Source organism: Bordetella ansorpii, assembly GCF_900078315.1.
Lineage (GTDB): Bacteria > Pseudomonadota > Gammaproteobacteria > Burkholderiales > Burkholderiaceae_B > Bordetella > Bordetella ansorpii.
Genome location: NZ_FKBS01000014.1, coordinates 364,044 through 390,063 on the forward strand (window position 1 = coordinate 364,044; position 26,020 = coordinate 390,063).

The window sequence follows — 26,020 nt, forward strand, 5'->3', positions numbered from 1 at the left end:
TCCTTCCCCCGCCGGGTTCGCGGCTTTATTCGGCCTTGATACCGGCTTCGTTGACCACTTGCTTCCACAGCACGGCTTCGTCCTTGATGAGGGACTGGGCCGCGGCGGGTGTCATGCCGGTTTGATTGATGCCAAGGCTATCGAGTTTGGCCTTTACTTCCGGCGAGTTCAGCGCCACGTCGACTTCCTTGCGCCAGCGCGCCTGGATGTCGGCGGGGGTGTCGGCAGGCAACAGCACCGCGAACCAATACGCCACGTCCAGGTTCTTGATGCCGGAATCCTTGAAATTCGGCACGTTGGCAAAACGCGGGTCGCGTTTTTCGCCCGTCTGGCCCAGTACGGTCAGGCGGCCGCCTTCCAGGTACTGCGCCGCCGAGGCAGGGTTCGTGAAGACCATGTCGATATGGCCCGCCAGCAGATCGTTCAACGCCGCCGACGCGCCCTTGTAAGGCACCACCTGCAACTGCACGCCCGACTTGATCTGGAACAGTTCGCTGATCAGGTGGCTGGGCGATCCGTTGCCCGTGCCGATGGTCAGCGACTTCGGTTTTTCCTTGGACCGGTCCAGCACGTCCTGCACGCTGGTCAGCCCGGAATTCTTGCTGGCGAACAACAGGGCCGAGGCCTGGCCGACGAAACCGGCCACGCTGAAATCCTTTACGGCATCGTAAGACAGCTTGCTGTACATGGCCGGCGCGGTGGTTTGCGCGTTATCGGCCAACAAGGCGACATAACCGCCGTGGCCGGGTTGCGCGACATAGGCCGTGCCGATGGTGGCGCCGGCGCCGGGTTTATTTTCGACCACGACCGATTGGCCGAATTGTTCGCTGAGTTTCTGCGCCAGCAGGCGAGCCACCACATCGGAACTGCCGCCGGGCGCATAAGGCACGACCAGGTTTATGGCGTGGTTGGGAAAGGTCTGGGCCACGGCGAAAGGCGTCGCCGTCGCCAATGCAAAAACCAGCGCGGTACGCTGGATAATCGACCGCCTGATTCTGCAAACACCCATTGCCAAGGATTCCTGGTTGTTATGAAGTGAAAACAGCAGCATTAAAAGCCGTATTAGAATACGGGCGCTACCTGCTTTCCGCTATTGAGGATTTGGCGCTGCGCTATGAGGCTATCGAATACCGGCCTGTTGGCGCGCCTGCCTTCGCTCAGATCATTGCTGGTATTCAATGTCGCCGGCAAACATCTGAACCTGGTGCGCGCCTCGGAAGAACTGTTTCAAACCCAGGGCGCCCTCAGCAGGCAGCTCAAGGCGTTGGAAGATCACGTTGGCGTCGCGCTGTTCGAGCGAGGCCCGCGCGGCCTGCGCTTCACGCAGGAAGGTGAGCTGCTCTACGACTTCACCTGCCGCGCCTTCGATCTGCTGGGTACTGGCCTGAACCGGCTGGTGCTGGACGTCGAGCGGCAGACGCTGGTGGTGTCGGCGGCGCGCAGCTTCTCGCTGCGCAACCTGGCGGCCCGCTTGCCCGAGTTCGTCGCCGCGCATCCGTGGATCGACCTGCGCATCGACGTGCATCGTTTCTATGCCGATCTCGAATCGTCCGGGGTGGATATCTCCATCCGCCTGGGCACGGGCGATTGGCCGCACTACCGCGTGCTGCGCCTGACCGACGACGTCATCATTCCGGTATGCACGCCCGCGGTGGCGAGCAGCCTGCAGGCGACGGCAAGCAGCGATGGCATCGACGGCCCGCTGGCGCAGCCGGCTTTCCTGCGCAATACCGAGCGCGATTACCTGGACCTCTGGAACCAGGACGACCGCCACAGGTTGCAGCCCGAGGATGGCCCCTCGCTGAACTTCAACGACTCGGCCACGTTGCTGGGCGTGCTGGAGGCCGGCATGGGGGTGACCCTGATCCGCTCATCGCTGGTGGATGCGGCCTTGCAACGCGGCACGCTGGTGCAGCCCTATCCGGGCGAGGTGCGCGACGGCTTGAATTATCACGCCGTGTGCGCGCCGCGCTCGTCCGACAAGCCTGCCGTGATGCTGTTCCTGCAGTGGCTGCGCCACGTCTACCCGGCGCACGCAATCGTCGGTTGAATCAGCGCGATTGTTGCATCCACTGGGCCGTGGCGCGCACGGCCTGGTCGATGTCGTCCGCGTTGTTGTAGGCGTGAATGGAGAAGCGCAGGGTGCTGCCGCGCACGGCGGCAAACACCTGCCGCGCAACCAGCCATGCCTGCAGTCCCTTTGCCGATTCGGGATGGTCCGGGAACGACACCGAGACGATGTTCGAGCCCAGTGCGCCGGCGGCCCGCACTACGGGCGCGCCGCAATCGGCCAGTCCCGCCGTCAGGCGTTCGCCCAGGTCCAGCGTGTACGCCTGGATGGCCTGCGTGCCGCCGCAGCGCTCCAGCAGCGCCATCGCGTCGTCCACCAGGGCGGCGGCCAGGAAGTTGTAATTGCCCAGGTCGAAGCGCAAGGCGCCGCGGCGGTATTCGATGGGACCCGGATCGTAATCGGCTTCGTGCGTGGCAGAGATCTGCACGCCGAAGCGCGCCAGGGCGCGTGGCGTCAGGCGCTCGGCCAGCTCGCGGCGCACATACAGAAAGCCCATGCCGTACAGCGCGCACAGTCCCTTCTGCGTGCTGACCGCCAGCGCCGCGATGGGCGTTGCCCGCACGTCCAGGTGCATCACGCCGGCCGATTGCGCGCCGTCCACGATCAGCAGCGCGCCAGCCTGTTCGCAGGCGGCGGACAGCGCGTCGAGATCGGTGCGAAAACCCGGGCGGAACGACGTGCTCGGCACCGACACCACGCGGGCGCCGCGCCGGGCCAGGATCTCCAGCGCCTGCGCCATCGGGAACCGGCCGTCGCTGCTGGGCAGGTCATGCACGCGCACGCCCTGGTTCTCCAGGTTGCGCCACGGATAGACGTTGTTGGGGTGTTCGATGGCCGAGCACAGCAGCACCACGTCGCCCGGCTGCCAGTCGATGGCGCCGGCCATGATGTTCAGGCCTTCCGACACGTTCTTGGTGACGGCGATCTCGTCAGGGTGCGCGCCGATCATGCGCGCGAAGCGCTGGCGGGCGGATTCCACGACCTCGAAATACTGCTTCTTGTCGACGCGGCCTTCCATGCGTTCGGCGATGTGCTCGGTGGCGATGGCCATGGCGCTGGCGGGCACCAGGCTGCGGCTGGCGACGTCCAGATAGGCGCGCGTGGCGGTGCCGGGAAAGTGGGAGCGGAAGGCTTGGAAGACGTCGGTGGGACGCAGGGCGGTGGCGGAAGAGGTCGGCAAGAGAGGCACCGTATCGGACGGGAGATGAACCCCGATGGTATCGGCTGTGCCGCCCCAGCCAGCAACGACTTTTTCCGCCGCCCGCTATGCCGTGAACGCATAGCGCGGCATGCTGCGCCGCATTATGCGGACGCGGCCGGCAAGGGATATTGCCGTAGCAGGATATCGATGAAACGCTGGGCGATGGGCGAAGGCTGCGCGCCCACGCGGGTGATTAATCCGAAAGGCTGGCCGCGCGATACCAATGCAATCGGCAATACGCGCAGCATGCCGTATTCACGGAAAAATTCGCATACTTCATCGGGCAATAGCGCGACCAGATCGGAAGCGCGGCGCAATAGTGTCACGGTCGAGAATACCGATGAAGTCTCGATCAAATTCGAGGGCAGCGCCATGCCCGCGTCGGCGAATTCGCGTTCGAGCAGCGCGCGCAGCGGCATGCGGCTGGGATAGACCACCCAGCTATAGTTTTGCAGGTCCTGCAGGCGCACTTTGCGTGCGCGGGCCAGTGGATGGTCGGCGCCCACCGCGATGTTCAGCGGCTCTTCCGACAGATGCCGGTAGTGGTATTGGCCCGGATTGGGGCTGACCGTGGTGCGGCCCAGCATCACGTCGATCTGCCCCTGGTCCAGCATGGCCAGCAGGTGCGCGCTGGTGTCCTCGTGGATCTGGATCGATACGTCGGGTTCGGCTTCGCGCAACGCCGTCACGCCACGGGCCATCACGTTCGGCACCGAGCCCATGATGACGCCCAGCGACAGGCGGCCGCCGTGCCCCAGCTGGATGCGCGCCACTTCCTGGCACATGGCTTCCACGTCGGCGCGCAGCAGCCAGGCGTAGCGGATGACGACACGGCCCAGGTCGGTGGGCATGATGCCGGTGCGGCTGCGCGTGAACAGCGCGCCGCCCATTACGCTTTCGATCTCGGCCAGGGCCTTGCTGGCGGCCGATTGCGTCATCGACAGGTCGGTGGCGGCGCGGCGCAGCGAGCGGTGATGGTCCAGGGCGATCATCAGGCCCAGCTGCTTCAGGCGCAGGCGGGAGAGAACGCTGTCGGTGGAGATGGCCATGGGATCGGAGTGGGGCGTGGCGGGTGCTCGGGACTATACCGCCGGCGCGGCGCGGATTCCGTTGATGCATCGACGACACACGCGCGAGGGGCTTTCTCAAGTAAAGTGCCGCCTCGTTCCCGTTCTCCGCATTCGCGGGGCGGGAAACCTCCCCACAGCGCGCAGAACGCGCCAAGATAAAAGGACGATTTCTGTCATGGGACTGCTGGACTCCTTGATGACCTCCCTGGCCTCCGGTTCGTCCGGTGAAGGCGGCAACGGCCTGTTGCCCGCCGTGCTGAAGCAACTGGGCAAGTATCCGGGCGGCATCGCCGGGCTGATCGACGCTTTTCAGCGCGGCGGCCTGGGTGAAGTGGTGCAGTCGTGGATCGGCAACGGTGCAAACCTGCCGATATCGGCGCAGCAACTGGATTCGGTGTTCGAGCCGGGCGTGATCGACACCATCGCCGCCGATACCGGCCGCGCGCGGCCGGACGTGCTGGAATCGCTGGCCGCCATGTTGCCCGGCCTGGTCGACAAGGCCACGCCCAACGGCACCATCGACGACGTCAAGGACCTGAGCCCGATGGGGATGCTGGGCCTGTTGTCGCGCTTGATGAAGTAAAGGCCTTCGCAGCGGCGCGCCGCGCCGGCTGTTGCGACGCGCCGCCGTCATGCCGCGATCGACCTCGACCGATCACAGCCGCACCACCATCTTGCCCCGGTTATGGCCTTCCTCCAGCCGGTGCAGGGCCTGCTCCATCGCATCGAACGGATACACCTCGGACACGTGCACGCGGATGCGGCCCGAGTCGATCAGCCTGCCGATCAGCGCCAGTTCCGCGCCATCGGGCTGGGCGGTGTAGCGTATCGCGCGTATCCGGCGCGCGGCGGCCTTGTCGGCCGAGGGTTCGGCCACCGTGGACACGAATGCGCCGCCATCCTTGAGCACGGCCCAGGAACGCTCCTGCGTCTCGCCGCCCACCAGGTCGAATACCAGGTCCACGGGCGGCGTCTGCCGCTCGAAGGCTTCCTTGCGGTAGTCGATGACCATGTCCGCGCCCAGCGACCGCACGAATTCACCGGCCTCGCCCGATGCCGTGGCGATCACCTGCGCGCCGCGCGCCTTGGCGAACTGCACGGCGAAATGCCCCACGCCGCCCGAGGCCGCGTGGATCAGCACCGTCTGTCCCGGTTCCAGCCGCCCGTGTTCGAACAGCCCCTGCCAGGCCGTCAGCGCGGCCAGCGGCACGGCCGCCGCCTCGACCAGATCCAGCGACTGCGGCTTGGGCGCCAGCGCCTCGCGCGGCACCAGCGCGAACTCTGCGTAGGCGCCCTGGCCGTGGCCGACGAAGGCGAACACCTCCTGTCCGGGGCGGAAGGGCCCGTGCGTATCTTCCGACTCCTGCACGACGCCCGCGCAGTCCCGGCCCAGCGTGAAAGGCAATTGTGTTTCCTTCACCAGGGGGAATCGGCCGGATCGCGTCTTGACGTCGACGGGGTTCAGGCTGGCGGCCGCGACCTTGACCAATATGTGTTCGGATCGCGGGGACGGAATGGGAACGCGCTCACGATGCAGAACTTCCGGTCCGCCGAAGCTGTCGATGCGAAAAGCGTGCATACGGTTCATGCTTACCTCCTGGGTGCGCGTTGAAAACCCTGGAAAATCAGCAAATCCCATGCCGCAACATGGATTCTCGCGGGCACACCGACCGTGACAATTCATCCACTTTCGCCTCGGCGCGCGCGATGGAATCGGCCAGGCGCTGATCGCCGAACTCGTCGTATTCGATGGCCGCGCCATGCACGTCGGTGATGCCCATGTAGGCGAACGCGGTGCGGACCGAGGTTTCCACATGGTTGAGATGCGCGATGCGTTCGCCGGGGCCATAGCCATGGTCGCCGCGCGAGGACAGCACCACCAGTTGCTTGCCCTGGCCGGCCAGCAGCGGCCAGTAGGGGTCGCCCGCGCGCTGGCGGTCGAAGCCGAAGGTGCGGCCCACGCGCACGATGTTGTCGATGTAGGCCTTGAACTGCGCGGGCGGACCGAAGTTGTACATGGGCACGCCAGCCACGATGACGTCGGCGGCCAGCAGTTCGTCGACCAGTTCGTCGCTCTGCGCCAGCGTCTCGTGCATCCACGCTTCGCGCCGGGCCTCGGGGGTGAACGCCGCGTGGATCCAGTCGCCTGTCACCGGCGCGGGTGGATGGGCGCCGACGTCGCGGCGGATGAGGGTGGCGCCGGGGTGCAACGCAAGCCATTGTTCGACGAAACGCTGCGTCAGGCGACGCGTGTGCGAGCCGTGCGGCTGGGCGCCGGATGCGCCGCTGCGGGCGCTGGCGTCGATGTGCAGGAGGGTGGTCATGGCAAAGGGCTCCGATGGGTCATGAAAATTCATCCGTACCGCCAGTGTCCGCTCCGTCCAGCTACCAGGACAAACGATGCTTTCTCAACCAACGAATGAGATAAATTCATGTATATCGTCTTTGGAAAGCGGGTGCGCCATGTCTTCCCGATTGCCTTCCCTGGTTGCGCTGCATGCCTTCGAGGCGGCCGCGCGTCTGCGCAGCTTCAAGCACGCCGCCGATGAACTGGCGGTGACGGCCACCGCGATCAGCCATCGCATCCGTGTGCTGGAAACCAGCCTGGACTGCCGACTGTTCGTCCGCAAGACCCGAGCCATCGAGCTGACGCCTGCGGGTCAGACGCTGTATGCCTCGGTGCATGAAGGATTCGCCGCGATCGAGGCCGGCGTGCAGCGGTTGCGGCCACGCGAGCGCCCCTCGGCCACGCTGTCGGCCACGCCCGCGTTCGCGGCGCGCTGGCTGGTGCCGCGCCTGGCTGCGTTCCAGGCGGACCATCCCGGCATGGATCTGCGGGTGCATGCCTCGAACGATCCTGTCGATCTGCACGGCGGCACGGCCGACCTGGCGATCCGCTATGGCACGGGCGCATATCCCGGGCTGCGCGCCACGCTGCTGATGCGCGACCGCTACGCGCCGGTCGCCAGTCCGCATCTGAAGATCCGGCAGGCCGCCGACGTGCGGCGGCACGCGTTGATCCATTTCGATTGGCACCGCAAGCTGCCCGTCGATCTGACGTGGGCCGAATGGGCGCGTGTCGCGCGTCAGCCCAGGCTCGATGTGTCGGCGGGTATCCGCTATTCCGATGAAAGCCATGCGATCCAGGGAGCGGTGGCGGGGCAGGGCGTGGCCCTGCTCAGCCTGGCGCTGGTGCAGGAGGAACTGAAGCTGGGCCTGCTGCAGGCGCCGATCGGGCCGGCGCTGGAAGGCATGGCGTATTACGTGGTGCGGCCCGGGCAGGGCCCGAGATCCGAGGCCGCGGGAGCGGTGGAGCGCTGGCTGCTGAAAGAGGCGGCCCCCGTGTAGCGTCTCGTAATGGGGTGGGTGGCGCCTGTCGCCGCCGGGGATTTATCATCGGGCAGGGCCGGATCCGGCGCATCCGCATGCGCGGCCCCGTCCGGCCACCGCCTTGCATCCTTTCGAACAGGAGATTTGTTAGTGGTTCGACTCGCAGCGACAGCATCGACCGTCATCCTTCTTTGGAATCACGCCGCCGGCCTGTGGCGGCACATGCGGGCGCGGCCCTGGTGGGCCGCGGCGATGCTGATGGCGCTGTTGAGTTGCATGTCGGCGCGGGCAATGGCGGCGGAGGTTGCGAATCCTCCGGCGGCGCAGCAACAGGCGCCGGCTGCCGCGTCGGGCCTGACACCGGCGGCGCTGGCCGATCTGCTCGAGAATCCCGACACCAGAAAGACCCTGATCGACCAATTGCGCGCGCAGGTGCCGGGTGGCGGCGCATCGACCGCAACGGGCAACGCGCCTGCGGCCTCCAATGCCGCGACCGGCAACGCCCCATCGGCGGCCAATGCCACTCCCGCCACGCCCGGCGGCACGCCCGTCGCCGGCCAGCCCGCCACCCCAGGCCTGCAAGACCGCATCACCGACGGCGCCCAGCGCTTCCTGTCCGGCGTGGCTGCCGACATGGGCCAGGGCGTGGACGACATGCGCGCGCTGGCCTCGGGCCAAAGCCTGCGCCTGGAAGCCGGCACGGCCAGCCAGGCGCTGCTGCCGCTGGCCCTGGCCATCCTGGTCACCCTGATCGCCTTCGCCATCCTGCGCATGATCGCCATGCGCATCTATGGCCGCATCGACCGCTGGGTCGGCGAACTGGGCCATGAAGGCGTCGCGGTGGCCGAGCCTGGCCATCACGCCAGCCTCAGGGTGCTCTACCGCCGCGCGGGCGCCATCATCGGCGCCTTGGCCATCGACGTGGCCGTGGTGCTGCTGGCTGCCATGGCCGGCAGCAGCGCGGCATTGTGGACCACGCCGGGCCGTGGCACGCTCGACGCCCTGGCGCTGGTCTTCCTGAAGGCCTTCGTGGCCGTGGAAATCGTCAAGGTGCTGATCCGCACCGTGTTCGCCGTGCGCCATCCGCACCTGCGCCTGGTGTCGCTGGCCGATGGCCCCGCCAAATACTGGAACGGCTGGCTGGTGCTGATCGCCGCGGGCGCGGGCTACGGCACCATGCTGGTCGATCCCGTGCTGGCCGCCACGCTGTCGCCCGCGCTGGGCCGCCTGGCCGGCATGATCATCATGCTGATCGTGTACGTGTACGCCGTGCGCGGCATCTGGCAGAACCGCCAGATCGTGCGCGAGCGCCTCGAAAACCGCGCGACCAGCGCCACCACTTTCATGGGATCGCGGCTGCGTTTCCTGTCGCGCATCTGGCACCTGCTGGGCATCGCCTACTTCACGGTACTGCTGGTGGTCAGCCAGATCGATCCGGTCAACGCGCTGCCCTTCATGGCGCACGCAACGGTGCAGACGCTGCTGGCCATCGGGGGCGGCAGCCTGCTGATCCTGCTGATGAACACCTTCCTGGGCAGGCCCATCCAGCTGTCCGACGACCTGCGCCGCCGCCTGCCCATGCTGGAGGCACGCGTCAACTCCTACGTGCCGGCCGGCCTGAAGATCATCGGCTGGATCATCCGTATCGTCGTGCTGCTGCTGATCCTGGACGCCTGGCGCGCCTTCGACCTGTCGTACTGGTTGGCCTCCGACGCGGGCGCCACGGCGATCCGCATGGTGGTGAACGTGGTCATCGTGCTGCTGATCGCGGCACTGGCCTGGACCGTGATCGCCAGCTTCATCGAGCATCGCCTGACGCAGGTCGATGGCCGTCCCATGCCCAGCGCGCGCGAGCGCACGCTGCTGTCGCTGTTCCGCAATGCCGCGCTGATCGTCATCGTCACCATGACGGCGTTGATCATCCTGTCGCAGATCGGCATCAACATCGGCCCGCTGATCGCCGGCGCCGGTGTCGTCGGCCTGGCCATTGGTTTCGGCGCGCAGAAGCTGGTGCAGGACATCATCACCGGTGTCTTCATCCAGCTGGAAAACGGCATGAACGAGAACGACGTCGTGCAGGTCGCGGGCGTGTTCGGTACGGTCGAGAAGATGACCATCCGTTCCGTGGGCATCCGCACGCTGGACGGCGGCTATCACCTGGTGCCGTTCTCGTCGGTGGATGTCGTTGCCAACCACATGCGTGATTTTTCATATCACCTTGGTGAGTACACCATCGCCCACCGCGAAAGCGTGGACGATGCGGTGGAACATCTGCGCAATGCGTTTGCAGAGCTGATGACCGATCCGGTGCTGTCGCCCGAAGTGATCGAGGACATCACCATCCCGGGCGTCACCGCAGTCAACGAGAAGGGGGTCACCATCCGCGTGCTGATCAAGACCACGCCGGGCATGCAGTGGGCCGTGCAGCGCGGCTACAACCGCCTGGTCAAGAAGCACTTCGAGGCCGCCGGCATCGAGCTGCCGTATCCGCACATGGTCGTCTACTTCGGTCAGGACAAGCAGGGCTACGCGCCGCCGGCCAACGTGGCCATGCAGTCGCAGCAGCCTGAAGTGGTGGTGGGCGAGACGGCCCGCGCGGCCGGCCATACGCGGCGTGCGCTGACACGGGATGAGGGCGAGGAAAACCCGGCAGATGTGCTGGGCAACGAGCTGGAGGCGCGCAACGACGCGGAATCCTCCGACGCGAAGGAGACGCGCAGCCCTTGATCGACGGCCCGCCAGCGTCATGCCAATTGAAACCTAATGTGTTTGTCGCCGGGTTTGCGGTGGCGGGCCGCTATGCTAGGGCGCGCTGCTCAGCGCTGAATCCCGAAAGCGCAGCGGCGCAAACGATGTCCAGACCCAGCGGCCAAGTGCCGCCCAACGGAGATATCCATGAGCATCTTCGCTACTATTCTCAACAAGATCTTCCCCTCCGATCATCCCGCCAACAAGGATGCCGCACCGACGGCGCCGGACGCCACCGCCGCTGCCCCCTCTGCCGCGCAGACGCCCGCCGCCGCACCGGTGGACGTCGATGCCGTGCTTCTGGGCATGCAGGCGCAGCATGCCGAGAAGCTGAACTGGAAGACGTCCATCGTCGACCTGCTGAAGCTGCTTGGCCTGGATAGCAGCCTGACCGCGCGCAAGGAACTGGCCTATGAGCTGGGCTATACCGGAAGCACCGACGACTCGGCCGCGATGAACATCTGGCTGCACAAGCAGGTCATGGCCAAGCTGGCCGCCAACGGTGGCAAGCTGCCTGCCGACCTGCAGGCCTGACAAGGCTGGAAACGAGCGCCTGCCACACATCGTGGCCGGCGCGTCCTCTTCTTCCGCATGAAAGGTTCAGCCATGGGACTTCTTGATAGTTTGACGGGCTCGCTCGGCGCGGGTGACGAAAACGGCCTGCTGCCGATCGTTCTGAAGCAACTGGCCCGGTACCCGGGCGGCATCTCGGGGTTGATCGCCGATTTCGAGAAAGGCGGCCTGGGCGGGATCGTCCAGTCCTGGACGGGTGCCGGCGACAATGCGTCCGTCAGCGCGCAGCAGCTCGACGGCGTGCTGGACCGGGGGGTTGTCGACGCCATCGCCCAGGAAAGCGGCCAGCCGCGCGACAGCGTCCTGCAGTCGCTGACAGGCCTGTTGCCGAATCTGGTCGATCAGGCAACCCCCAGCGGAACCGCCGAAGACGCAAAGGGTTTCGACGTCGGGTCGCTGATCGGCGCGCTGTCGCAGTTGCGCCGAGGCTGAGTGTCCGGGCGGCCAGGGGGCCGTCCAACCAATATCGACAGGCCCTAGACGGCGGCCCGGTAGTCGGCCGTTGCCGCAGCGCCGAGGTGGCGTGTCGCCGTCGTATCGCGCTTGGGCGGCACGCCGAACATGCGCGTGTATTCGCGGCTGAACTGCGACGGGCTTTCGTAGCCTACCCGATAGGCCGCGCGCATCACGTTGGCGTCTTCCACCAGCATCAGCCGGCGGGCTTCCAGCAGCCGCAATTGCTTCTGGTATTGCAGCGGCGTCATCGACGTCAACTGCTTGAAGTGCTGGTGGAACGACGACGTGCTCATGTTGGCCGCGGCCGCCAGTTCCTCGATGCGCAGGGCGCGCGTGAACTCGGTGCGCAGCAGGCGGATGGCCTCGCCCACGCGCTGCGCATGGCCGGCGGGCAGCGCCAGCGTACAGAGCCGGCCGCCATTGGGACCGGTGAGCAATCGCGCGCAGATCTCGCGCATCAGCAGCGGGGCCAGCACCGCCAGCATGGCCGGCGTCTCCAGCACGTTCACCAGGCGCAGCATGCAGTCGGCCAGCGCGGCGTCGGTGTCTTCCACGTACAGGCCCAGCCCGGGTTCGGCCGGGGCGGGTTGCGACGGCAACTGCGCCAGCACCTCGCGCAGGATCAGCGGGTCGAACTCCAGCGCGATCGCCAGGTAGGGCCGGTCCGGCGAAGCCTGGGTGATGCGGCCCACGCCGGGCAACTCGACGCTGATCACCAGCGATTGCATCTCGGCGTAATGCAGCACTTGGTCATTGAGCATCACGCACTTGGCGCCCTGCGCCACCAGACACATCGCCGGGCGGTAGATCATGTGATTGAGCATGTCCGTGCGGGTGTTGCGCATCAGCACCAGGCCGTCGATGGCGGTGGCGAAGGCGCCGTCCTCGCCCGGATGGCGGGCATCGAGATAGCGGGCGATGGCGTTTTTCAGCGCGGATTGCGGCATGAGAGAGGGCTCCGGCGGATGGCACGGGAATGTATGCGCCTGGGTAAGGATTCTAGTTCAGGCCCCGCGCGAGCGTATCGCGGTTTGTAGGATCAGGCATGAAATTCGAGAGATCCGATATTTCTGGCGGGCGAGCCCAGGCATAGACTTTCCCCCATGCTCTTCCCATTCATCGCCCTCTGATTTCTGGAAACGCCATGGAAAAGATTGCCATCATCACCGGCGGCAGCCGCGGCCTGGGCCGTAACACCGCTGTCAGCCTGGCCCGCCGCGGCACGGGTTCCATCATCACTTATCGCTCGAATCGCGCCGAGGCCGACGCCGCTGTGGCCGAGATCCAGGCCCTGGGCGCGCGCGCCGTGGCCCTGCAATTGGATACCGGCGACAGCGCCGGCTTTCCCGCCTTCGCCGCCGAGGTCGCCCGCGTGCTGCAGGCCACCTGGGGCCGTGACCGCTTCGATTACCTGGTCAACAACGCCGGCCATGGCGCGGGCGGCCTGATCGCCGAGATGTCCGAAGAGATTTTCGACAGCCTGTACCGGGTGCACTTCAAGGGCGTGTTCTTCCTGACGCAGAAGCTGCTGCCGCTGATCGCCGATGGCGGCCGCATCGTCAATCTTTCCAGCGGGTTGGCGCGCTTCGCCATGCCCGGCTACGCGGCCTATGCGTCGATGAAGGGCGCCATCGAGGTGTTCTCGCGCTACCTGGCCAAGGAGGCGGGCGCGCGCGGCATCGCCGTCAACGCGGTGGCGCCGGGCGCCATCGAGACCGACTTCGGCGGCGGACACGTGCGCGACGATGCCGGCCTGAACAAGCTGGTGGCCAGCAATACCGCCATGGGCCGCGCTGGCGTGCCGGACGACATCGGACCCATGATCGCCGCGCTGCTGGGCGACGAGAACCGCTGGCTGACCGCGCAGCGCATCGAGGTGTCGGGCGGCATGTTCGTGTGATGCGGCGCTTGCCCCGGTGCGCGGGCATCGGGGCAACGCAAGCGGGGGAAACCGCAGGCGCGTGCGCGGTGGCGGTATGGCACACTGCGCGCTGCGTTCAAGCGATTTTCAGGCGTCGGCTTTCCGGTCCGGCGCTTTCCATTTCCCGCATGTACTTTTCGCCCATGACCAGGCTTTTCTCCTTGAAGCGGCTGGCCGCCTTTGCGGCTGCCGCGCTGCTGGCCGCCTGCGCCCAACAACCCACCCAGCCGCTGTCCGGCCCCGACACCGCGCCCACGCGGCAGGCCGCGCAAGCCCGCGAAAGCTATATCGACGGCCTGATGCAGCGCATGACGCTGCAGGAGAAGATCGGCCAGCTGCGCCTGCGCAGCGTGGATGCGGGCCCCGACGCGCACAAGGAAGTGCTGCTGGACGAGATCCGCACGGGCCAGGTCGGGGCCATCTTCAACACCGTCACCCGGCCCGACATCCGCGTGCTGCAGGACGCGGCCATGCAAAGCCGCCTGAAGATCCCGCTGTTCTTCGCGTACGACGTGATCCACGGCCACCGCACCGTGTTTCCCATCGGGCTGGGCCTGGCGTCGTCGTGGGACATGGACGCCATCGCGCGCAGCGGCCGCGTGTCGGCCATCGAGGCCAACGCGGACGGCCTGAACCTGACCTTCTCGCCCATGGTGGACATCTCGCGCGATCCGCGCTGGGGCCGCAACTCCGAGGGGTATGGCGAGGACACGTACCTGACCTCGCGGATCGGCGCCACGCTGGTCAAGGCCTACCAGGGCGACGATCCGTCCGCGCCCGGCACCATCATGGCCTCGGTGAAGCACTTCGCCCTGTACGGCGCCATCGAGGGCGCGCGCGACTACAACACCGTGGACATGAGCCCGCAGCGCATGTACCAGGACTACCTGCCGCCCTACAAGGCCGCCATCGACGCGGGCGCGGCCGGCGTGATGATCGCGCTGAACGCCGTCAACGGCGTGCCCGCCACCGCCGACAAGTGGCTGCTGCAGGACCTGCTGCGCAAGCAGTGGGGCTTCAAGGGCATCACCATCAGCGACCACGGCGCCATTCTCGAGCTGCTGCGCCACGGCGTGGCCGCCGACGGCCGCGATGCCGCACGTCTGGCCATCCAGGCCGGCGCCGATCTCAGCATGAACGACAAGGTCTACGGCCAGGACCTGGAGCCGCTGGTCAAAAGTGGCGAGGTCGCCATTGCCGATATCGATCGCGCGGTGCGCGACGTGCTGCGCGTGAAGTACGACCTGGGTCTGTTCCGCGATGCCTATCGCCACGTGGGCCAGGCGGCGGACGATCCCGCCGACACCGATGCCGAGAGCCGCCTGCACCGCGCCGATGCGCGCGACGTGGCGCGCCGCAGCCTGGTGCTGCTGAAGAACAGCGCCAACACGCTGCCGTTGCGCAAGCAGGGCACGATCGCCGTGATCGGCCCGCTGGCCAGGAGCCAGCGCGACGTCATGGGCAACTGGTCGGCGGCGGGCAAGGCGCGCCAGGCCGTGTCGGTCTATCAAGGCCTGGCCGAAGCCACCGCCGGCCGCGCCACGCTGCGCTATGCCAAGGGCGCCAACGTCATCGACGATGCCCGCATCGTGACGTACCTGAACGAGTTCGAGCAGGACGTCGACGTCGATCCTCGCACGCCGCAGGCCATGATCGACGAGGCCGTGCAGACCGCTCGCGCGTCCGACGTGGTGGTGGCCGTGGTGGGCGAGTCGCAGGGCATGGCGCACGAGGCGTCCAGCCGCACCGACATCGTCATTCCCGACAGCCAGCGCGCCTTGCTGCGTGCGTTGAAAGCCACAGGCAAGCCCCTGGTGATCGTGCTGATGAATGGCCGGCCGCTGGCCCTGGAATGGGAAGACGCCAATGCCGACGCCATGCTGGAAACCTGGTACGCGGGCACCGAGGGCGGCCATGCCATCGCCGACGTGCTGTTCGGCGACTACAACCCGTCGGGCAAGCTGCCGATGACCTTCCCGCGCGTGGTGGGACAGGTGCCGCTGTACTACAACCATCTGAACACTGGCCGGCCCTTCGATCCGGCCAGGCCCAACAAGTACACCTCGCGCTATTTCGATCACGAGAACGGGCCGCTGTATCCGTTCGGCTATGGCTTGAGCTACACGACGTTCGATCTTTCCGGCGTGACGCTGTCCACGGCGCAACTGGCGCGCGGCGGCAAGCTCACGGCCAGCGTCACGGTGCGTAACAGCGGACAGCGCGATGGCGAAACCGTGGTGCAACTGTACGTGCAGGATCCCGTGGCCTCGATCAGCCGTCCGGTGAAAGAGCTGAAGGGTTTTTCGAAGCTGTTCCTGAAGGCGGGCGAATCGCGCGTGGTCAGCTTCGAGATCGGGGATGCGCAACTGGGCTTTTACGATGGGCAGGGGCGTTTCAACGTCGAACCGGGACAGTTCAACGTGTACCTGGGACTGGATTCGCGCGATGCGAACGCCGCCAGTTTCGTGCTGCGATAACGTCACGCCACAGGCTGGAGGTTTCATGGAAGGCATCAAAACGTTGGGTATACGCAAGCTGGAAGCGGATGCCTTTGCCCCGTACGGCTGGATGCTGGGCAAACCCGTGCCCGCCGCGGATGCGGGAACGCCCGTGTTCAGCAATTCCGCCACCGATTTCTGGCAGGAGCACGTGTTCGACACGGGTGCCGGCGGCGAGCCCGAGGTGCTGTGGGTGAATTACCGCAACGCGGACCGCGCCGTCGGCAATCTCGAGGTGCATCTGCTGACGCAGCAGGCGATCGTGCCGTTGACGGGGCCGGTCATCCAGGTGGTGGCGGCCAGCGGGGCCGATGGCTTGCCCGATGCGGCCACCCTGGCGGCGTTCGAGGTGCCGGTGGGCCAGGGCATCTGCATGAAGCCGGGGTGCTGGCATGCGACCCGTATCGCCGCGCCTGGCGAAGTCGCGTGCCTCATGCTGACCCGGCGGTCCACCACCGCCGATCTGATCGCGCATCTGAACGGCCAGCAGGCCGCGGCGGAAAGCGCCATCGTGCCGTTCGAGGGATACACGCTGGCCCCGGCCTGACCCGGCCACGCGATCAGCGGCGTGCGTGAGGCGCAAGGCCTGGCGCAGAAAAGGGCGCTGGCTCAGGTTCGCCTTGAGCCAGGGTCCTGAAATTCCGAATCACGCTCGCATCGGCATTCTTGCCAGAATGCCTGCACCGGACATATCCCGTGTGCGGGCAACCGGAGCCGAACGCTCCGGTTCTTCGAGGAGCCATGCCATGAAGACGCTGTTTCCAACAATGCGGGTTCGTATGAAGCACGCCGCGTTCGGGCTTGCGATGCTCGCGGCGTGTCTTGCCGCGGCGCTTCCCCTGTCCGCGCAGGCGCGTCCCGATGCCAGCGTGACGCTGTCGCCCGCACAGCAGTACGGCATGGCGCTCGAGGCGCAGACCGAAGAGGACTATCCCGCCTTGCTGCGCTGGCTGCGTGCGTCGGCCGGGGCGGGGCATCTGCCCGCGCAGGAAATGCTGGGCGTCGTGCTGCTCGGCGGCCCCTCGCTGTATGGGCAGAAGATCGCCACGGACCCTTGCGAGGCGCGGTACTGGTTGCGCCAGGCGGCCGCCAACGGTGGCTCCGCCAGCTTGCCTCGCGCGTTGGCGGGCCGGCCGCATGGGCAAGGCGGCGTGGTATGCCCGTAGATGAATCCTCTGAGCCTCAAGTCCAGCCTGAACCACGCTCAAGCAAATACCGATACGCCTGCCGGCCCCGGGGCAAGCAGAATAGCCGGCTGTATCGGCATGCCACATAGGAATGGGTAATCGGATGGATCTTGCAGCAATGGCTTCCGGCTTGCCGGCCGGGACATGGGGTTTCGTAGCGGCCGTGTTCATATTGGCGGGCATGGTCAAGGGCGTGGTGGGCCTGGGCCTGCCGACGATTTCCATGGCGTTGCTGGCGCTGTTCATGCCGCCCGCGCAGGCCGCGGCCCTGCTCATCGTGCCGTCGTTCTTCACCAACGTCTGGCAGGCCCGCCCGCTCAATACCCTGGGTCCGCTCTTGCGCCGCATCGGTGGCATGCAGATCGGCGTGTGTGTGGGCACGCTGGGCGGCGCCTGGCTGCTGGGGGCGCCTTCGGGCCATCTGGCCTCGGCCGCGCTCGGCGTGGCGCTGGTGGCCTATGCGCTGTGGGGATTGTTCGGCAAGCCGCCCGCCATCGACCCGGCATCCGAAGGGTGGGCCGGCTTGCTGGTGGGCGCCGTCACCGGCGTGGTCACCGCGGCCACAGGCGTTTTCGTCGTGCCGGCCGTGCCTTATCTGCAGGCATTGGGGCTGGGCAGGGACGGGCTGATCCAGGCAATGGGCGTGTCGTTCACGGTTTCCACCGTGGCGCTGGCGGGTGGCTTGTGGCTGAACGGCGGCTACGCGCCGGGCGCCGCGGGGGCGTCGCTGCTGATGCTGTTGCCCGCGCTGGCCGGCATGTGGGCGGGCACGCGATTGCGCCGCGGCCTGTCGCCGCAGACGTTCCGCGTGTGGTTCATGAACAGCCTGATCCTGCTGGGGCTGTATCAGATCGTCGAGGCGATCCTGTCGTCGATGTAGCCATCGCGGATAACGCGGTGGATGGCTGCAGGGCAATGACGATATTGATCTGAATCAATTGCCGATGGCATTCAGGGCATTCGCCGCGAATGGCCATCGGCTTCAGCCTTACTTGCGCTTCTTGCTGGTGGTGGTGCTGGGATGGCATTCGCCATCATTGAACGTCGGTTTGTCGAAGGGCGTCAGGCCCGGAATCATGAATGCCGTGCAAGAGAAATTGCGACCGCGTGCCGTCGTGGCGTCGTAGCTGACCTTCTGGCCACCCAGCGAATTCTTCTCGCCATATTGCACGTTCGAGATCGTGATTTCATCCGACGAAGCCAGGCCCAGCGTTTTTGCCGTGGCGGTCTGCACTTCGATCATATTCATTTGGGTGGTGCCGCACGCCGTCAATGTCAAACCCGTTGCGACGGTGATAAGGACGTTGCGGAGATGGCGATTCAATTTTCCAGACATGGTCACTTTCCGTTTTGTGTAGTTCTCGACAGGAGCGCATGGCCCGTCATCCCAGATGACGGGCGCAAGTGTATACACGGTGCAGGTTGATGACGTCTGATACGGTCTGAAAATGAGTGAGTAATTGTTGCGTTAATGGGCAATATGTTGCTCGGGAAGTGGATGCGTTCGAAAAAATCCCCGTTTCCGATGCCAATCCGATGAGGCAGTTCCGGCGTGTTTCACGCTTCCGCAGCAACGCGCCGCGCTTTCCATGCCTGCCGCCATGCGGGTACCTGCGCGCCCGGCATCGGACGGCCATACAGATAACCCTGCAATTCATCGCAGCCGATATTGCGCAGCGCCTGCGCTTCCTCCTCGCGTTCCACGCCTTCGGCCACCACCCGCAATCCCAGCTCGTGGCCCAGTTCGATAATGGCCTTCACCACGGCCAGGTCTGCGGGGCCGTGCAGCATGTCGCGCACGAAAGTCTGGTCGACTTTCAGGCGATCCAGCGGAAAACGGTTCAGATAACTCAGGCTCGAATAACCCGTTCCGAAGTCATCCAGCGACAGCGTCACGCCCAATGCGCGAATGCCGCGTATGGCTTCCAGATAACTCTCGGCGTGGCTCATCAATACCGTTTCGGTAATCTCCAGCTCCAGCCACTGCGCGCCGATGCCATGCGCCTGCAGGCTGTGCCGCAGCGTGTCCAGCAGGCCGGGTTCGCGCAACTGGATGGCCGACAGGTTTATGGACGTGCGCACTTCGGGATGTCCCTGCGCACGCCAGGCCGCCATCTGCCGGCAGGCTTCCTCGATCACCCAGGCGCCGATCGGGATGATCAGGCGGGTTTCTTCCGCGATGGGGATGAAGTGCGAGGGCGCGATCGCGCCCAGCGTGGGCGAGGTCCAGCGCAACAGGCCTTCCACGCCCACCAGTTCGCCGGTGTCCGCATCGATGCAGGGCTGGAAGACCAGCGCCAGTTCCTGCTGGGCCACGGCGGTGCGCAGGCCGGCCTCGATGGCCAGCCGCTGGCGCGAACGCTCGGCCATTTCGGGCGAGAACGACTTCACCGTGTTGCGGCCCGCCGCCTTGGCCTGGTACATGGCCGCATCCGCGTTCTGCATCAGCGTATCGATGTCCAGGCCATCGTCCGGATACAGCGCCACGCCCACGCTGCAGGACACCTGCAAGGTCACGCCCGCGATCTCGTGCGGCTGCCGCACCAGCGGAATCAGGCGGTCGGCGATCAACGCCTCCACGTCGGCGCGGTCTGTCACGCCATTCAGGATGACCGTGAACTCGTCGCCGCCCAGCCGGCTGACGGTATCGCCGCTGCGCACCGCCTGCAGCAGGCGGCGCGAGATCGACTTCAACAGGCCGTCGCCGATGTGATGGCCCAGCGAATCGTTGATGTCCTTGAAGCGGTCCAGGTCGATGAACAGCACCGCGCAGCGCCGCGACGCCTGTTCGCCGGCATCCAGGGACGCGGCCAGCCGCTTGGTGAACAGCGCACGGTTGGGCAACTGCGTCAGCACGTCGTGCTCGGCCAGGAAGCGGATGCGCGCCTCACTCTTCTTGCGGTCTGTGATGTCGATCAGCGTGCAGATGTAGTGCGACACGCTGGCGTGCTTGTCGCGCACCGCGCTGATCATCAGCCAGGCCGGATACTCGCGGCCATGCCGGCGCCGGATCTGCGCCTCGCCGCTCCAGGTGCTGGAGCGCTCCACGTAGCCCGCCAGGTTCTTCATCACCGCGCCGTTGCCGGATTCGGCCTGGATGAAGGCGGGCGCCTTGCCCAGCACGTCCGCCGTGCTGAAGCCGGTGGAACGGTAGAAGGCCGCGTTCGCGCTCAGCAGCTTGCATTCTTCGTCCAGGATGAGGATGGATTCCGAAGACGCTTCGAAGACCTTCGCCCACAGCTCCAGCCGCTGCTCCATCAGCTTGATCTGGTTGATCGGCGTGAAGGCGGTCAGGATGGCGTCGCGGCCCTGGAAATCCAGGCGGCGCGCCGACAGCATGGCCCAGGTGGGCTCGTCGCCGGCCTTCCACAATACCTCGAACTCATCGACGGCATCGTGGTCGGACAACTGCTGGAAGAAGCGCGCCCGCACCGACGAGTCCATGCCATGCATCCACGGGTCCGTCGTGCGGCCGCCCAGCCACGACAGCGCGGGCTGGTTGGCGTGCAGCACTTCGTGGCCGGGCACCGAGGTCACCATCATCGGCACCGGCGTGGCCTCGACCAGCGAGTGCTGCGCGGCCGAGGCGCGCGCCGTGGCGGCCAGTTCCTTCTGCAGGTCGCGTTCGCGGTCCAGCTGCTCCAGCATCTCGTTGAAGCCGCGCACCAGCTGGCCGATCTCGTCCTGGCTGCTCCAGGAGGCGCGCTGCGAGTGGTCGCCCGTGCGGCGCACCTTGTCCATCACGCGCGCCAGGTGCCGCAACGGGCTGGAGATCTGCTGCGCCACGAAATACACCATGCACAGGATGCTGAACAGCAGGAAGAGTGCCGTGCCCAGGTGCAGCCACATGCGTGAATACAGCCCGCCGACGCGCTCGTGCAGCAGGGCATCGAGCTGCGTGCCGGTCACGATCCAGGCATCGTTCACGGCCCGCACGACCACGCGTTGCGTCGTGTCCGACCCGGCCAGCGCCTGCGCATCGCGCGTCGAGCCGTCGCCGTCGAGCACCACGTGCACGGAGTCGCGATAGGCGTCGATGGCCGCCAGCAGGTGTTGCATGGAAGACGCCAGCGCCTCGCCCAATTGGCGGTTGGCCGCGCGGGCTTCCGAGAAATCCGAGCGCAGGCCCTGCAACACGGCATCCAGCTGGCCTTCCAGCAGCAGATAGCGCGCGCGCATGGCCTCATGCGATTGCAGGGCGGGGTCCGCGCTGTGCAGCAGATGCCCGATGCTGTTCACCGAATCCAGCAGGGCCGGATACCGCAGGATGGACAGCGACATCGCGTAGTAGCTGTCCAGGTCCGGATCCAGGATCAGGTTGGACTGGTTGCCCACGCGGGTGATCAGCGCGCGGCAGGCATCCAGCGCCTGCGCCAGCGCATCGTGATCGGGATGAGGCAGTTGGGACAGTTGATCCAGCTGGGCGCGCAGGCGCTCGTTCAACTGCGCGCTTTCCATGCGGTCGCCGTAGTGTTCCTCGGCCTGTTTCAACGCGGACTGGGCCTGCGCCAGGGCGTCGGGTGACGGGGGTTGCCCCGTGCTGGCCAACGCGACGTCCACCAGCGTGTCGCGCACGGTGGCGATGTAGGCGCTGCCCAGGATCTCCTTGTCGGAGAAATCGATGGAGATGTACTTCTCGTGGATCAGGATGCCGCTGATGTACACGACCGCGGTCAGGTCCAGCAGATAGATCAACAGCAGCTTGCGGCCGACTCTGAGCCGCGCCAACAGCCGGAAAAAGAAATTGCGCTTCATGCTTCAGACAGACTGAGCCACGGATAATCCTTTACGGACCTCTGCGTCTCTCCCCTTTGGTTATCCGGTCATGGTTATTTTTTGCGCAGTTTGGGTGCGTTTGCGACCGGTTTATACATTTTGTAATCTTCAGGTCTTATAGCGCACTCTGGCGCATGCAGATAGGGGGCGTTTTCCTCTGTGTGGTGGCCGGGCGACGGCCTCGCCTGTCAGGCAGAGGCCCCGGCCACGACGAACCCCTGAATCGGAACGCAATGAAGACCATCGGAATCCTGGGCGGCATGTCCGCGGCCTCGACGCAGACCTACTACCGTACGATGTGCGACATCACCCGCCAGCGGCTGGGCGGGCTGCATTCACCTGAGCTGCTGATTCGCTCACTGGATTTCGCGGGCATCGAAGCCTTGCAGGCCCGCGGCCAGTGGGACGAAGCGGGCCGTATCCTGAACGCAGAGGCCTGCGCGCTGGCGCGCGGCGGGGCCGACGCCATCGTGCTGGCCACCAACACGATGCACAAGCTGGCCGAACAGATGATGGACGACGTGGGCATCCCACTGTTGCACATTGCCGATGCCACCGCGCAGCGGATCACGGCAGCGGGCCTGCGCACGCCCGGCCTGATGGCCACCGCATTCACCATGGAGCAGGCCTTCTACGTCGACCGCCTGAAGGCCGCGGGGTTGCGGCCCGTCATTCCCGGCCAAGCGGATAGGGCGGAGGTGCATCGCATCATCTACGACGAGCTGTGCAAGGACATCGTCAAGGACGACAGCCGTTCGATCTACGAGGCCATCGCTGGCCGGCTGATCGAACAGGGTGCGGATGGCGTGATCCTGGGTTGCACCGAAGTGGGCATGCTGCTCGATACGGGCAATGTCGGCGTTCCCGTCTTCGACACGACCCTGATCCACTGCGAGGTGGCCATCGACTGGGCCCTGCAATAGCAGGCTGTTCTCAGGACGGTAGGTTTTCGGCGTGATGCGTCACCATGGCGATGAAGGCGCGCAATCGCTGAAGCTGCCGCATGTCGCGGTGATAGCCCATCCAGATGTCGCGCGGGGGCGGCTGCGCGGGCAGGTTCAGCCGGCGCAGGCCCGGCATCTGGTTGCCCACGACTTGTGGCAGCACGGCGATGCCGATGCCCATGCCGCACATGCGTCCCTGCACGTTGCGGTTGTTCGACCGCATGACTGTCCTGGCGTTGGGAAACTTCTCCTTCAGCCAATCGATGTCCGGGAACTTGCCCGTCGACGTGTCGTGCGTGATGAGCCGAAAGCCCGCGCCATCGCCATAGATGGGCTCGGGTGAGCCCGCCGCCACGTAGACGCCATAGGGCAACTTGACCAGTCGCCGCTGCACCACGTCTGGCGTGTCGAACGGCACGATCCGGAACGCGATGTCGGCCTCGCGCTGGGCCAGGCTGAACAGGCGCGTGCCCGTCAGCACCTCGACGTCGACGTGGGGATACGCGCGGGTGTAGTCCGCGACCACCGGCGGCAGCACATAGGCGCCGAACCAGTCGGCCGACGAGACGCGCAGGCTGCCTTGCAACTGCTGCTCCTGTCCGGCCAGCCTGCGCTCCAGCGCCAGCGCGCCCTCTTCCATCTGCTGCGCCAGCGCGACGATGCCGGCGCCTTCCTCGGTCGGTACGAAGCCGTCGGCGGTGCGCTGGAACAGCGTGTGGCCGGTGGCGGCTTCCAGCGCCCGCAGGCGGCGCCCGACAGTCGGATGGCTCAGGTGCAGGGCGCGCGCGGCGCCGCCCAGCGTGCCCGACCGGGCGATGGCCAGGAAGATTCTGACGTCGCTCCACTCCATGTTGCTACCCAAAACAAAAATGAACGGCTGAAGTGCAATATTGTCAGTTTTCGAACAAAAGGTGTAGTCCTAAGCTTTCTCGGACTGGCGTCGCCCAGGCGGCGCGGTGCGTTGGACAAGTGTCTGTTTTCTGGCAGATCGGCGCCCGGCGCGCATGTCTATCGCGGCCAAACCCGAATCCCGAGGGGTTCCCATGACCACCATGTACGTGACCTACACCGGCAATGCCGACACACCCTTCAACCGCAAGCATTGGATCGACGTGCATTTCCCGTTGGTGCGCGAGTGCTGGGGGCCTTATGGGCTCAAGCGAGCCCACGGGTTCTTCCCGCCGGACGACGGCGGAGGCGTGCTCGCCGTCGGCATCTGCGTCTTCCGCGACGAGGCAGCCATGCAGGCAGCGCTGGCCTCGCCGGAAACGGCGCGGGTGATGGCCGACGTCGATCTCGTTACCGAACTCAAGCCGCAGCGCAGCCTGGCGGTGCCGCTTTGAACGGTGGCTTTTCGCCAACGCCATCTTTTGCACAGGAGGCCACGATCATGGATATCGGGTTGGGCGCGATGGGTTCGGTCATGGCAAGAAACCTCGCGGCCGCTCATGAGGCCGCGGGCATTGGCTTCGTGCCGGCCATCGGCGCGCGCATCTGGCCCATGCTGGATGCCGCCCATGCCCGCATGGGTGAGGCGGTCGACGCCGGATGGGGCGACCGGGACGGGTCCGCCATGGCGAAGTTCACTAGTGAACGGGGAGGGCGGCCATGAGTACCGCGATCTGTTCCGCGGCGGCGTTGCGGGCCGCCGCGTGCCGCAATGCGGGCTCCACGCCCGAGCCGCGCCGCTGGGCGATGTTCGTCATCCTGCTGGTCGGCGCCTTCCTGCCCCCCTTGGATTTCTTTATCGTCAACGTCGCGCTGCCGTCCATCCAGGGAGACCTGGGCGCCTCGTCCTCGGCCGAGCAGCTCGTCATCTCCTCGTATGCGGCGCTGTATGCCGTGACGCTGGCTACCGGTGGCCGGCTGGGTGACCTGTATGGGCGCGGCCGCATGTTCTTCATCGGCCTGCTCGGCTTTGCCGCGGCCTCGGCCCTGTGCGGTTTCGCGTCGTCTGCGTGGATGCTTGTCGCCGGCCGCGCCTTGCAGGGCGTGACGGCGGCCGTGATGGCGCCGCAAGCGCTGGCCTCGGTGCAGGCCATCTTTCCCGAATCGGAGAAGCCGCTGGCGTTCAGCATCTATGGCGCGGTCTTCGGGCTGGCATCCGTCATTGGGCAGGCCTTGGGCGGTATCTTCATCTCGCTCGACCTGCTGGGCCTGGGATGGCGCGCGATCTTCCTCGTTAATCTGCCGGTGGTGGTGTTGGTCGTGCTGTTCGGCATTTTCCTGCTGAAGGACACTCGCGCGCCCAAGGCTCAGCGGCCAGACCTGGGCGGCATGGTCTTGTCGATGGTGACGCTGGCCGCGCTGATCGTGCCGCTGATCGAGGGACGCGGGGCGGGTTGGCCGTGGTGGTCGTGGGTGTCGCTGGCCGTGGTGCCGGTATTGGCGCGGTTGTTCTGGCGCTACCAGATCCGGTTGTCCAGGGCGGGCGGCGCGCCGTTGCTCGATCCCGTCGCCTTGCGCGCGCCGGGTCTGGGCCGCGCGTTGCTGATCGCACTGCTGTTCTATGCCACGGGCGCTTTCTTCCTGCTGCTCTCGGTCTATCTGCAGGGTGCGCTGCATGCGACCGCGCTGAGCGCCGGTCTCGTGTTCCTTCCGTTCGGGCTGGGATATCTGGTGGGGCCACTGACGGCGCCTTTCTTCAGGCGGATGGTCGGCGCTTACGTCAATCCGGTTGCGCTGGGTTTGGAGGCTGCGGGGATGATTGCGCTGATAGGGCTCATCAGGGCGACGCCGGTGGGTACGGTCCCGGCGACCGCACCGCTTGCCGTCATCCTGTTCGTTGCCGGTTTTGGACAAGGCCTGGGGATGCCGAGCTTGATGCGGATGGTGACGGGGCGGGTTGCCCCTGCGTATTCGGGGATGATCGCCGGGGTGGTGACTTCGACGTTGCAGCTCGGGACCGCGCTGAGCGTCGCGGTGATCGGGGGGATTTTCTATGACCTGATGGGCGGGGTGACGGGGCCTGAAGGGATTACGCATGCGTTTGCCGTAGCTGTGGCTTGCATTGCCGGGTGCTTGGCTGTTGGTGCGGGACTGGGCGTTACGCTGGCGCGGAGGGAGCCATCTTCAGCATGAGGCATATGCCGGGCCTATGTTGCGGTGTGGGTACAGCGACACGCGAGATGGCAGGCGAAGATACGGAGCGTCGTACGGTACGAATGCGGAACGCCTTCCCATGCAGGAAGGCGTTTTCGTTGTAGGTGCTTGATTTATCTATGGTGCCCGAGGCCGGAATCGAA

The 26,020-nt window shown here is 66.2% G+C and carries 24 protein-coding genes; 15 read left to right on the top strand and 9 right to left on the bottom strand.

Annotated elements, in window-relative coordinates:
• Positions 1–25 precede the first annotated feature (25 nt).
• Positions 26–928, bottom strand: coding sequence for a Bug family tripartite tricarboxylate transporter substrate binding protein (locus A7W11_RS09350; RefSeq protein ID WP_162270256.1), 903 nt, complete (start codon positions 926–928; stop codon positions 26–28).
• Between the two features lie 186 nt (positions 929–1,114).
• Between A7W11_RS09350 and A7W11_RS09355 the strand changes: the two genes are divergently transcribed.
• Positions 1,115–2,050, top strand: a complete 936-nt coding sequence (locus A7W11_RS09355) for a LysR substrate-binding domain-containing protein (protein WP_066410813.1) — start codon at positions 1,115–1,117, stop codon at positions 2,048–2,050.
• 1 nt (position 2,051) lies between these two features.
• On the opposite strand, the gene A7W11_RS09360 is transcribed toward A7W11_RS09355, so the two are convergent.
• Positions 2,052–3,251 (bottom strand): aminotransferase class V-fold PLP-dependent enzyme, encoded by a 1,200-nt coding sequence (locus tag A7W11_RS09360; RefSeq protein WP_066410814.1) that lies wholly within the window; start codon positions 3,249–3,251, stop codon positions 2,052–2,054.
• A 122-nt stretch (positions 3,252–3,373) separates the two neighbouring features.
• Entirely contained in the window at positions 3,374–4,321 is a 948-nt protein-coding gene (locus tag A7W11_RS09365; RefSeq protein WP_066410816.1) for a LysR family transcriptional regulator, read from the bottom strand.
• 64 nt (positions 4,322–4,385) lie between these two features.
• Here A7W11_RS09365 and A7W11_RS09370 point away from each other — a divergent pair, with 64 nt between their 5' ends.
• Positions 4,386–4,925: a YidB family protein gene (locus tag A7W11_RS09370; protein ID WP_412778722.1), complete on the top strand. Its 540-nt coding sequence runs from the start codon at positions 4,386–4,388 to the stop codon at positions 4,923–4,925.
• A gap of 72 nt (positions 4,926–4,997) precedes the next feature.
• Here the strand turns inward: A7W11_RS09370 and A7W11_RS09375 are convergent, their stop codons facing one another.
• Both A7W11_RS09375 and A7W11_RS09380 read right to left on the bottom strand, forming a co-directional pair.
• Positions 4,998–5,930: an NADP-dependent oxidoreductase gene (locus A7W11_RS09375; protein WP_066410820.1), complete on the bottom strand. Its 933-nt coding sequence runs from the start codon at positions 5,928–5,930 to the stop codon at positions 4,998–5,000.
• Positions 5,931–5,967: 37 nt separating this feature from the next.
• Complete coding sequence (locus A7W11_RS09380; protein WP_066410822.1) at positions 5,968–6,666, bottom strand: FMN-dependent NADH-azoreductase; 699 nt, start codon at positions 6,664–6,666, stop codon at positions 5,968–5,970.
• Positions 6,667–6,805: 139 nt separating this feature from the next.
• Here A7W11_RS09380 and A7W11_RS09385 point away from each other — a divergent pair, with 139 nt between their 5' ends.
• The 4 genes from A7W11_RS09385 (at position 6,806) to A7W11_RS09400 (ending at position 11,425) form a co-directional block, all read left to right on the top strand.
• Positions 6,806–7,690: a LysR substrate-binding domain-containing protein gene (locus tag A7W11_RS09385; RefSeq protein ID WP_066410825.1), complete on the top strand. Its 885-nt coding sequence runs from the start codon at positions 6,806–6,808 to the stop codon at positions 7,688–7,690.
• Between the two features lie 234 nt (positions 7,691–7,924).
• Positions 7,925–10,399 carry a mechanosensitive ion channel domain-containing protein gene (locus A7W11_RS09390; RefSeq protein ID WP_412778723.1) on the top strand — a complete coding sequence of 825 codons (2,475 nt, stop codon included), beginning with the start codon at positions 7,925–7,927 and terminating at the stop codon, positions 10,397–10,399.
• A 168-nt stretch (positions 10,400–10,567) separates the two neighbouring features.
• Complete coding sequence (locus A7W11_RS09395; RefSeq protein WP_066410829.1) at positions 10,568–10,954, top strand: DUF3597 domain-containing protein; 387 nt, start codon at positions 10,568–10,570, stop codon at positions 10,952–10,954.
• Positions 10,955–11,026: 72 nt separating this feature from the next.
• The gene (locus A7W11_RS09400) at positions 11,027–11,425 is read left to right on the top strand and encodes a YidB family protein (protein WP_066410832.1); all 399 of its coding nucleotides are present in this window, start codon (positions 11,027–11,029) and stop codon (positions 11,423–11,425) included.
• 44 nt (positions 11,426–11,469) lie between these two features.
• Here A7W11_RS09400 and A7W11_RS09405 read toward each other — a convergent pair whose 3' ends face one another.
• Positions 11,470–12,396 carry an AraC family transcriptional regulator gene (locus A7W11_RS09405; RefSeq protein WP_066410834.1) on the bottom strand — a complete coding sequence of 309 codons (927 nt, stop codon included), beginning with the start codon at positions 12,394–12,396 and terminating at the stop codon, positions 11,470–11,472.
• 197 nt (positions 12,397–12,593) lie between these two features.
• On the opposite strand from A7W11_RS09405, the gene A7W11_RS09410 reads away from it, so the two are divergent.
• From A7W11_RS09410 to A7W11_RS09430, 5 genes are all read left to right on the top strand, one after another.
• The gene (locus A7W11_RS09410) at positions 12,594–13,349 is read left to right on the top strand and encodes an SDR family NAD(P)-dependent oxidoreductase (RefSeq protein WP_066410837.1); all 756 of its coding nucleotides are present in this window, start codon (positions 12,594–12,596) and stop codon (positions 13,347–13,349) included.
• Between the two features lie 164 nt (positions 13,350–13,513).
• On the top strand, positions 13,514–15,847 hold the full coding sequence (gene bglX, locus A7W11_RS09415; protein WP_066413736.1) for a beta-glucosidase BglX: 2,334 nt from the start codon (positions 13,514–13,516) through the stop codon (positions 15,845–15,847).
• 25 nt (positions 15,848–15,872) lie between these two features.
• Entirely contained in the window at positions 15,873–16,415 is a 543-nt protein-coding gene (locus A7W11_RS09420; protein WP_066410839.1) for an ureidoglycolate lyase, read from the top strand.
• Between the two features lie 199 nt (positions 16,416–16,614).
• Complete coding sequence (locus tag A7W11_RS09425; RefSeq protein WP_235816833.1) at positions 16,615–17,034, top strand: SEL1-like repeat protein; 420 nt, start codon at positions 16,615–16,617, stop codon at positions 17,032–17,034.
• Positions 17,035–17,173: 139 nt separating this feature from the next.
• The gene (locus A7W11_RS09430) at positions 17,174–17,935 is read left to right on the top strand and encodes a sulfite exporter TauE/SafE family protein (RefSeq protein ID WP_235816834.1); all 762 of its coding nucleotides are present in this window, start codon (positions 17,174–17,176) and stop codon (positions 17,933–17,935) included.
• A gap of 108 nt (positions 17,936–18,043) precedes the next feature.
• Here the strand turns inward: A7W11_RS09430 and A7W11_RS09435 are convergent, their stop codons facing one another.
• A complete protein-coding gene (locus tag A7W11_RS09435) occupies positions 18,044–18,391 on the bottom strand; it encodes a hypothetical protein (RefSeq protein ID WP_066410846.1) in 348 nt (115 codons plus the stop codon).
• A 221-nt stretch (positions 18,392–18,612) separates the two neighbouring features.
• Complete coding sequence (locus A7W11_RS09440; RefSeq protein WP_066410848.1) at positions 18,613–21,810, bottom strand: EAL domain-containing protein; 3,198 nt, start codon at positions 21,808–21,810, stop codon at positions 18,613–18,615.
• 254 nt (positions 21,811–22,064) lie between these two features.
• On the opposite strand from A7W11_RS09440, the gene A7W11_RS09445 reads away from it, so the two are divergent.
• On the top strand, positions 22,065–22,754 hold the full coding sequence (locus tag A7W11_RS09445; RefSeq protein WP_066410851.1) for an aspartate/glutamate racemase family protein: 690 nt from the start codon (positions 22,065–22,067) through the stop codon (positions 22,752–22,754).
• A gap of 10 nt (positions 22,755–22,764) precedes the next feature.
• Here the strand turns inward: A7W11_RS09445 and A7W11_RS09450 are convergent, their stop codons facing one another.
• Entirely contained in the window at positions 22,765–23,625 is an 861-nt protein-coding gene (locus A7W11_RS09450) for a LysR family transcriptional regulator (RefSeq protein WP_066410853.1), read from the bottom strand.
• A 193-nt stretch (positions 23,626–23,818) separates the two neighbouring features.
• Here A7W11_RS09450 and A7W11_RS09455 point away from each other — a divergent pair, with 193 nt between their 5' ends.
• The 3 genes from A7W11_RS09455 (at position 23,819) to A7W11_RS09465 (ending at position 25,856) form a co-directional block, all read left to right on the top strand.
• A complete protein-coding gene (locus tag A7W11_RS09455) occupies positions 23,819–24,118 on the top strand; it encodes an EthD family reductase (RefSeq protein ID WP_066410854.1) in 300 nt (99 codons plus the stop codon).
• A 47-nt stretch (positions 24,119–24,165) separates the two neighbouring features.
• Positions 24,166–24,387: a hypothetical protein gene (locus A7W11_RS09460; protein WP_066410855.1), complete on the top strand. Its 222-nt coding sequence runs from the start codon at positions 24,166–24,168 to the stop codon at positions 24,385–24,387.
• Positions 24,388–24,470: 83 nt separating this feature from the next.
• Complete coding sequence (locus A7W11_RS09465) at positions 24,471–25,856, top strand: MFS transporter (RefSeq protein ID WP_066413739.1); 1,386 nt, start codon at positions 24,471–24,473, stop codon at positions 25,854–25,856.
• Positions 25,857–26,020: the final 164 nt, after the last annotated feature.

What these genes read in the sequence shown, in the direction of transcription:
- A7W11_RS09355 (WP_066410813.1), top strand. Translation starts at nt 1,115, where the DNA reads ATGAGGCTATCGAATACCGGCCTGTTGGCGCGCCTGCCTTCGCTCAGA.
- A7W11_RS09365 (WP_066410816.1), bottom strand. Translation starts at nt 4,321, where the DNA reads ATGGCCATCTCCACCGACAGCGTTCTCTCCCGCCTGCGCCTGAAGCAG.
- A7W11_RS09370 (WP_412778722.1), top strand. Translation starts at nt 4,386, where the DNA reads ATGCATCGACGACACACGCGCGAGGGGCTTTCTCAAGTAAAGTGCCGC.
- A7W11_RS09375 (WP_066410820.1), bottom strand. Translation starts at nt 5,930, where the DNA reads ATGAACCGTATGCACGCTTTTCGCATCGACAGCTTCGGCGGACCGGAA.
- A7W11_RS09380 (WP_066410822.1), bottom strand. Translation starts at nt 6,666, where the DNA reads ATGACCACCCTCCTGCACATCGACGCCAGCGCCCGCAGCGGCGCATCC.
- A7W11_RS09385 (WP_066410825.1), top strand. Translation starts at nt 6,806, where the DNA reads ATGTCTTCCCGATTGCCTTCCCTGGTTGCGCTGCATGCCTTCGAGGCG.
- A7W11_RS09390 (WP_412778723.1), top strand. Translation starts at nt 7,925, where the DNA reads ATGCTGATGGCGCTGTTGAGTTGCATGTCGGCGCGGGCAATGGCGGCG.
- A7W11_RS09395 (WP_066410829.1), top strand. Translation starts at nt 10,568, where the DNA reads ATGAGCATCTTCGCTACTATTCTCAACAAGATCTTCCCCTCCGATCAT.
- A7W11_RS09400 (WP_066410832.1), top strand. Translation starts at nt 11,027, where the DNA reads ATGGGACTTCTTGATAGTTTGACGGGCTCGCTCGGCGCGGGTGACGAA.
- A7W11_RS09405 (WP_066410834.1), bottom strand. Translation starts at nt 12,396, where the DNA reads ATGCCGCAATCCGCGCTGAAAAACGCCATCGCCCGCTATCTCGATGCC.
- A7W11_RS09410 (WP_066410837.1), top strand. Translation starts at nt 12,594, where the DNA reads ATGGAAAAGATTGCCATCATCACCGGCGGCAGCCGCGGCCTGGGCCGT.
- bglX (WP_066413736.1), top strand. Translation starts at nt 13,514, where the DNA reads ATGACCAGGCTTTTCTCCTTGAAGCGGCTGGCCGCCTTTGCGGCTGCC.
- A7W11_RS09420 (WP_066410839.1), top strand. Translation starts at nt 15,873, where the DNA reads ATGGAAGGCATCAAAACGTTGGGTATACGCAAGCTGGAAGCGGATGCC.
- A7W11_RS09425 (WP_235816833.1), top strand. Translation starts at nt 16,615, where the DNA reads ATGAAGACGCTGTTTCCAACAATGCGGGTTCGTATGAAGCACGCCGCG.
- A7W11_RS09430 (WP_235816834.1), top strand. Translation starts at nt 17,174, where the DNA reads ATGGCTTCCGGCTTGCCGGCCGGGACATGGGGTTTCGTAGCGGCCGTG.
- A7W11_RS09435 (WP_066410846.1), bottom strand. Translation starts at nt 18,391, where the DNA reads ATGTCTGGAAAATTGAATCGCCATCTCCGCAACGTCCTTATCACCGTC.
- A7W11_RS09440 (WP_066410848.1), bottom strand. Translation starts at nt 21,810, where the DNA reads ATGAAGCGCAATTTCTTTTTCCGGCTGTTGGCGCGGCTCAGAGTCGGC.
- A7W11_RS09445 (WP_066410851.1), top strand. Translation starts at nt 22,065, where the DNA reads ATGAAGACCATCGGAATCCTGGGCGGCATGTCCGCGGCCTCGACGCAG.
- A7W11_RS09450 (WP_066410853.1), bottom strand. Translation starts at nt 23,625, where the DNA reads ATGGAGTGGAGCGACGTCAGAATCTTCCTGGCCATCGCCCGGTCGGGC.
- A7W11_RS09455 (WP_066410854.1), top strand. Translation starts at nt 23,819, where the DNA reads ATGACCACCATGTACGTGACCTACACCGGCAATGCCGACACACCCTTC.
- A7W11_RS09460 (WP_066410855.1), top strand. Translation starts at nt 24,166, where the DNA reads ATGGATATCGGGTTGGGCGCGATGGGTTCGGTCATGGCAAGAAACCTC.
- A7W11_RS09465 (WP_066413739.1), top strand. Translation starts at nt 24,471, where the DNA reads ATGTTCGTCATCCTGCTGGTCGGCGCCTTCCTGCCCCCCTTGGATTTC.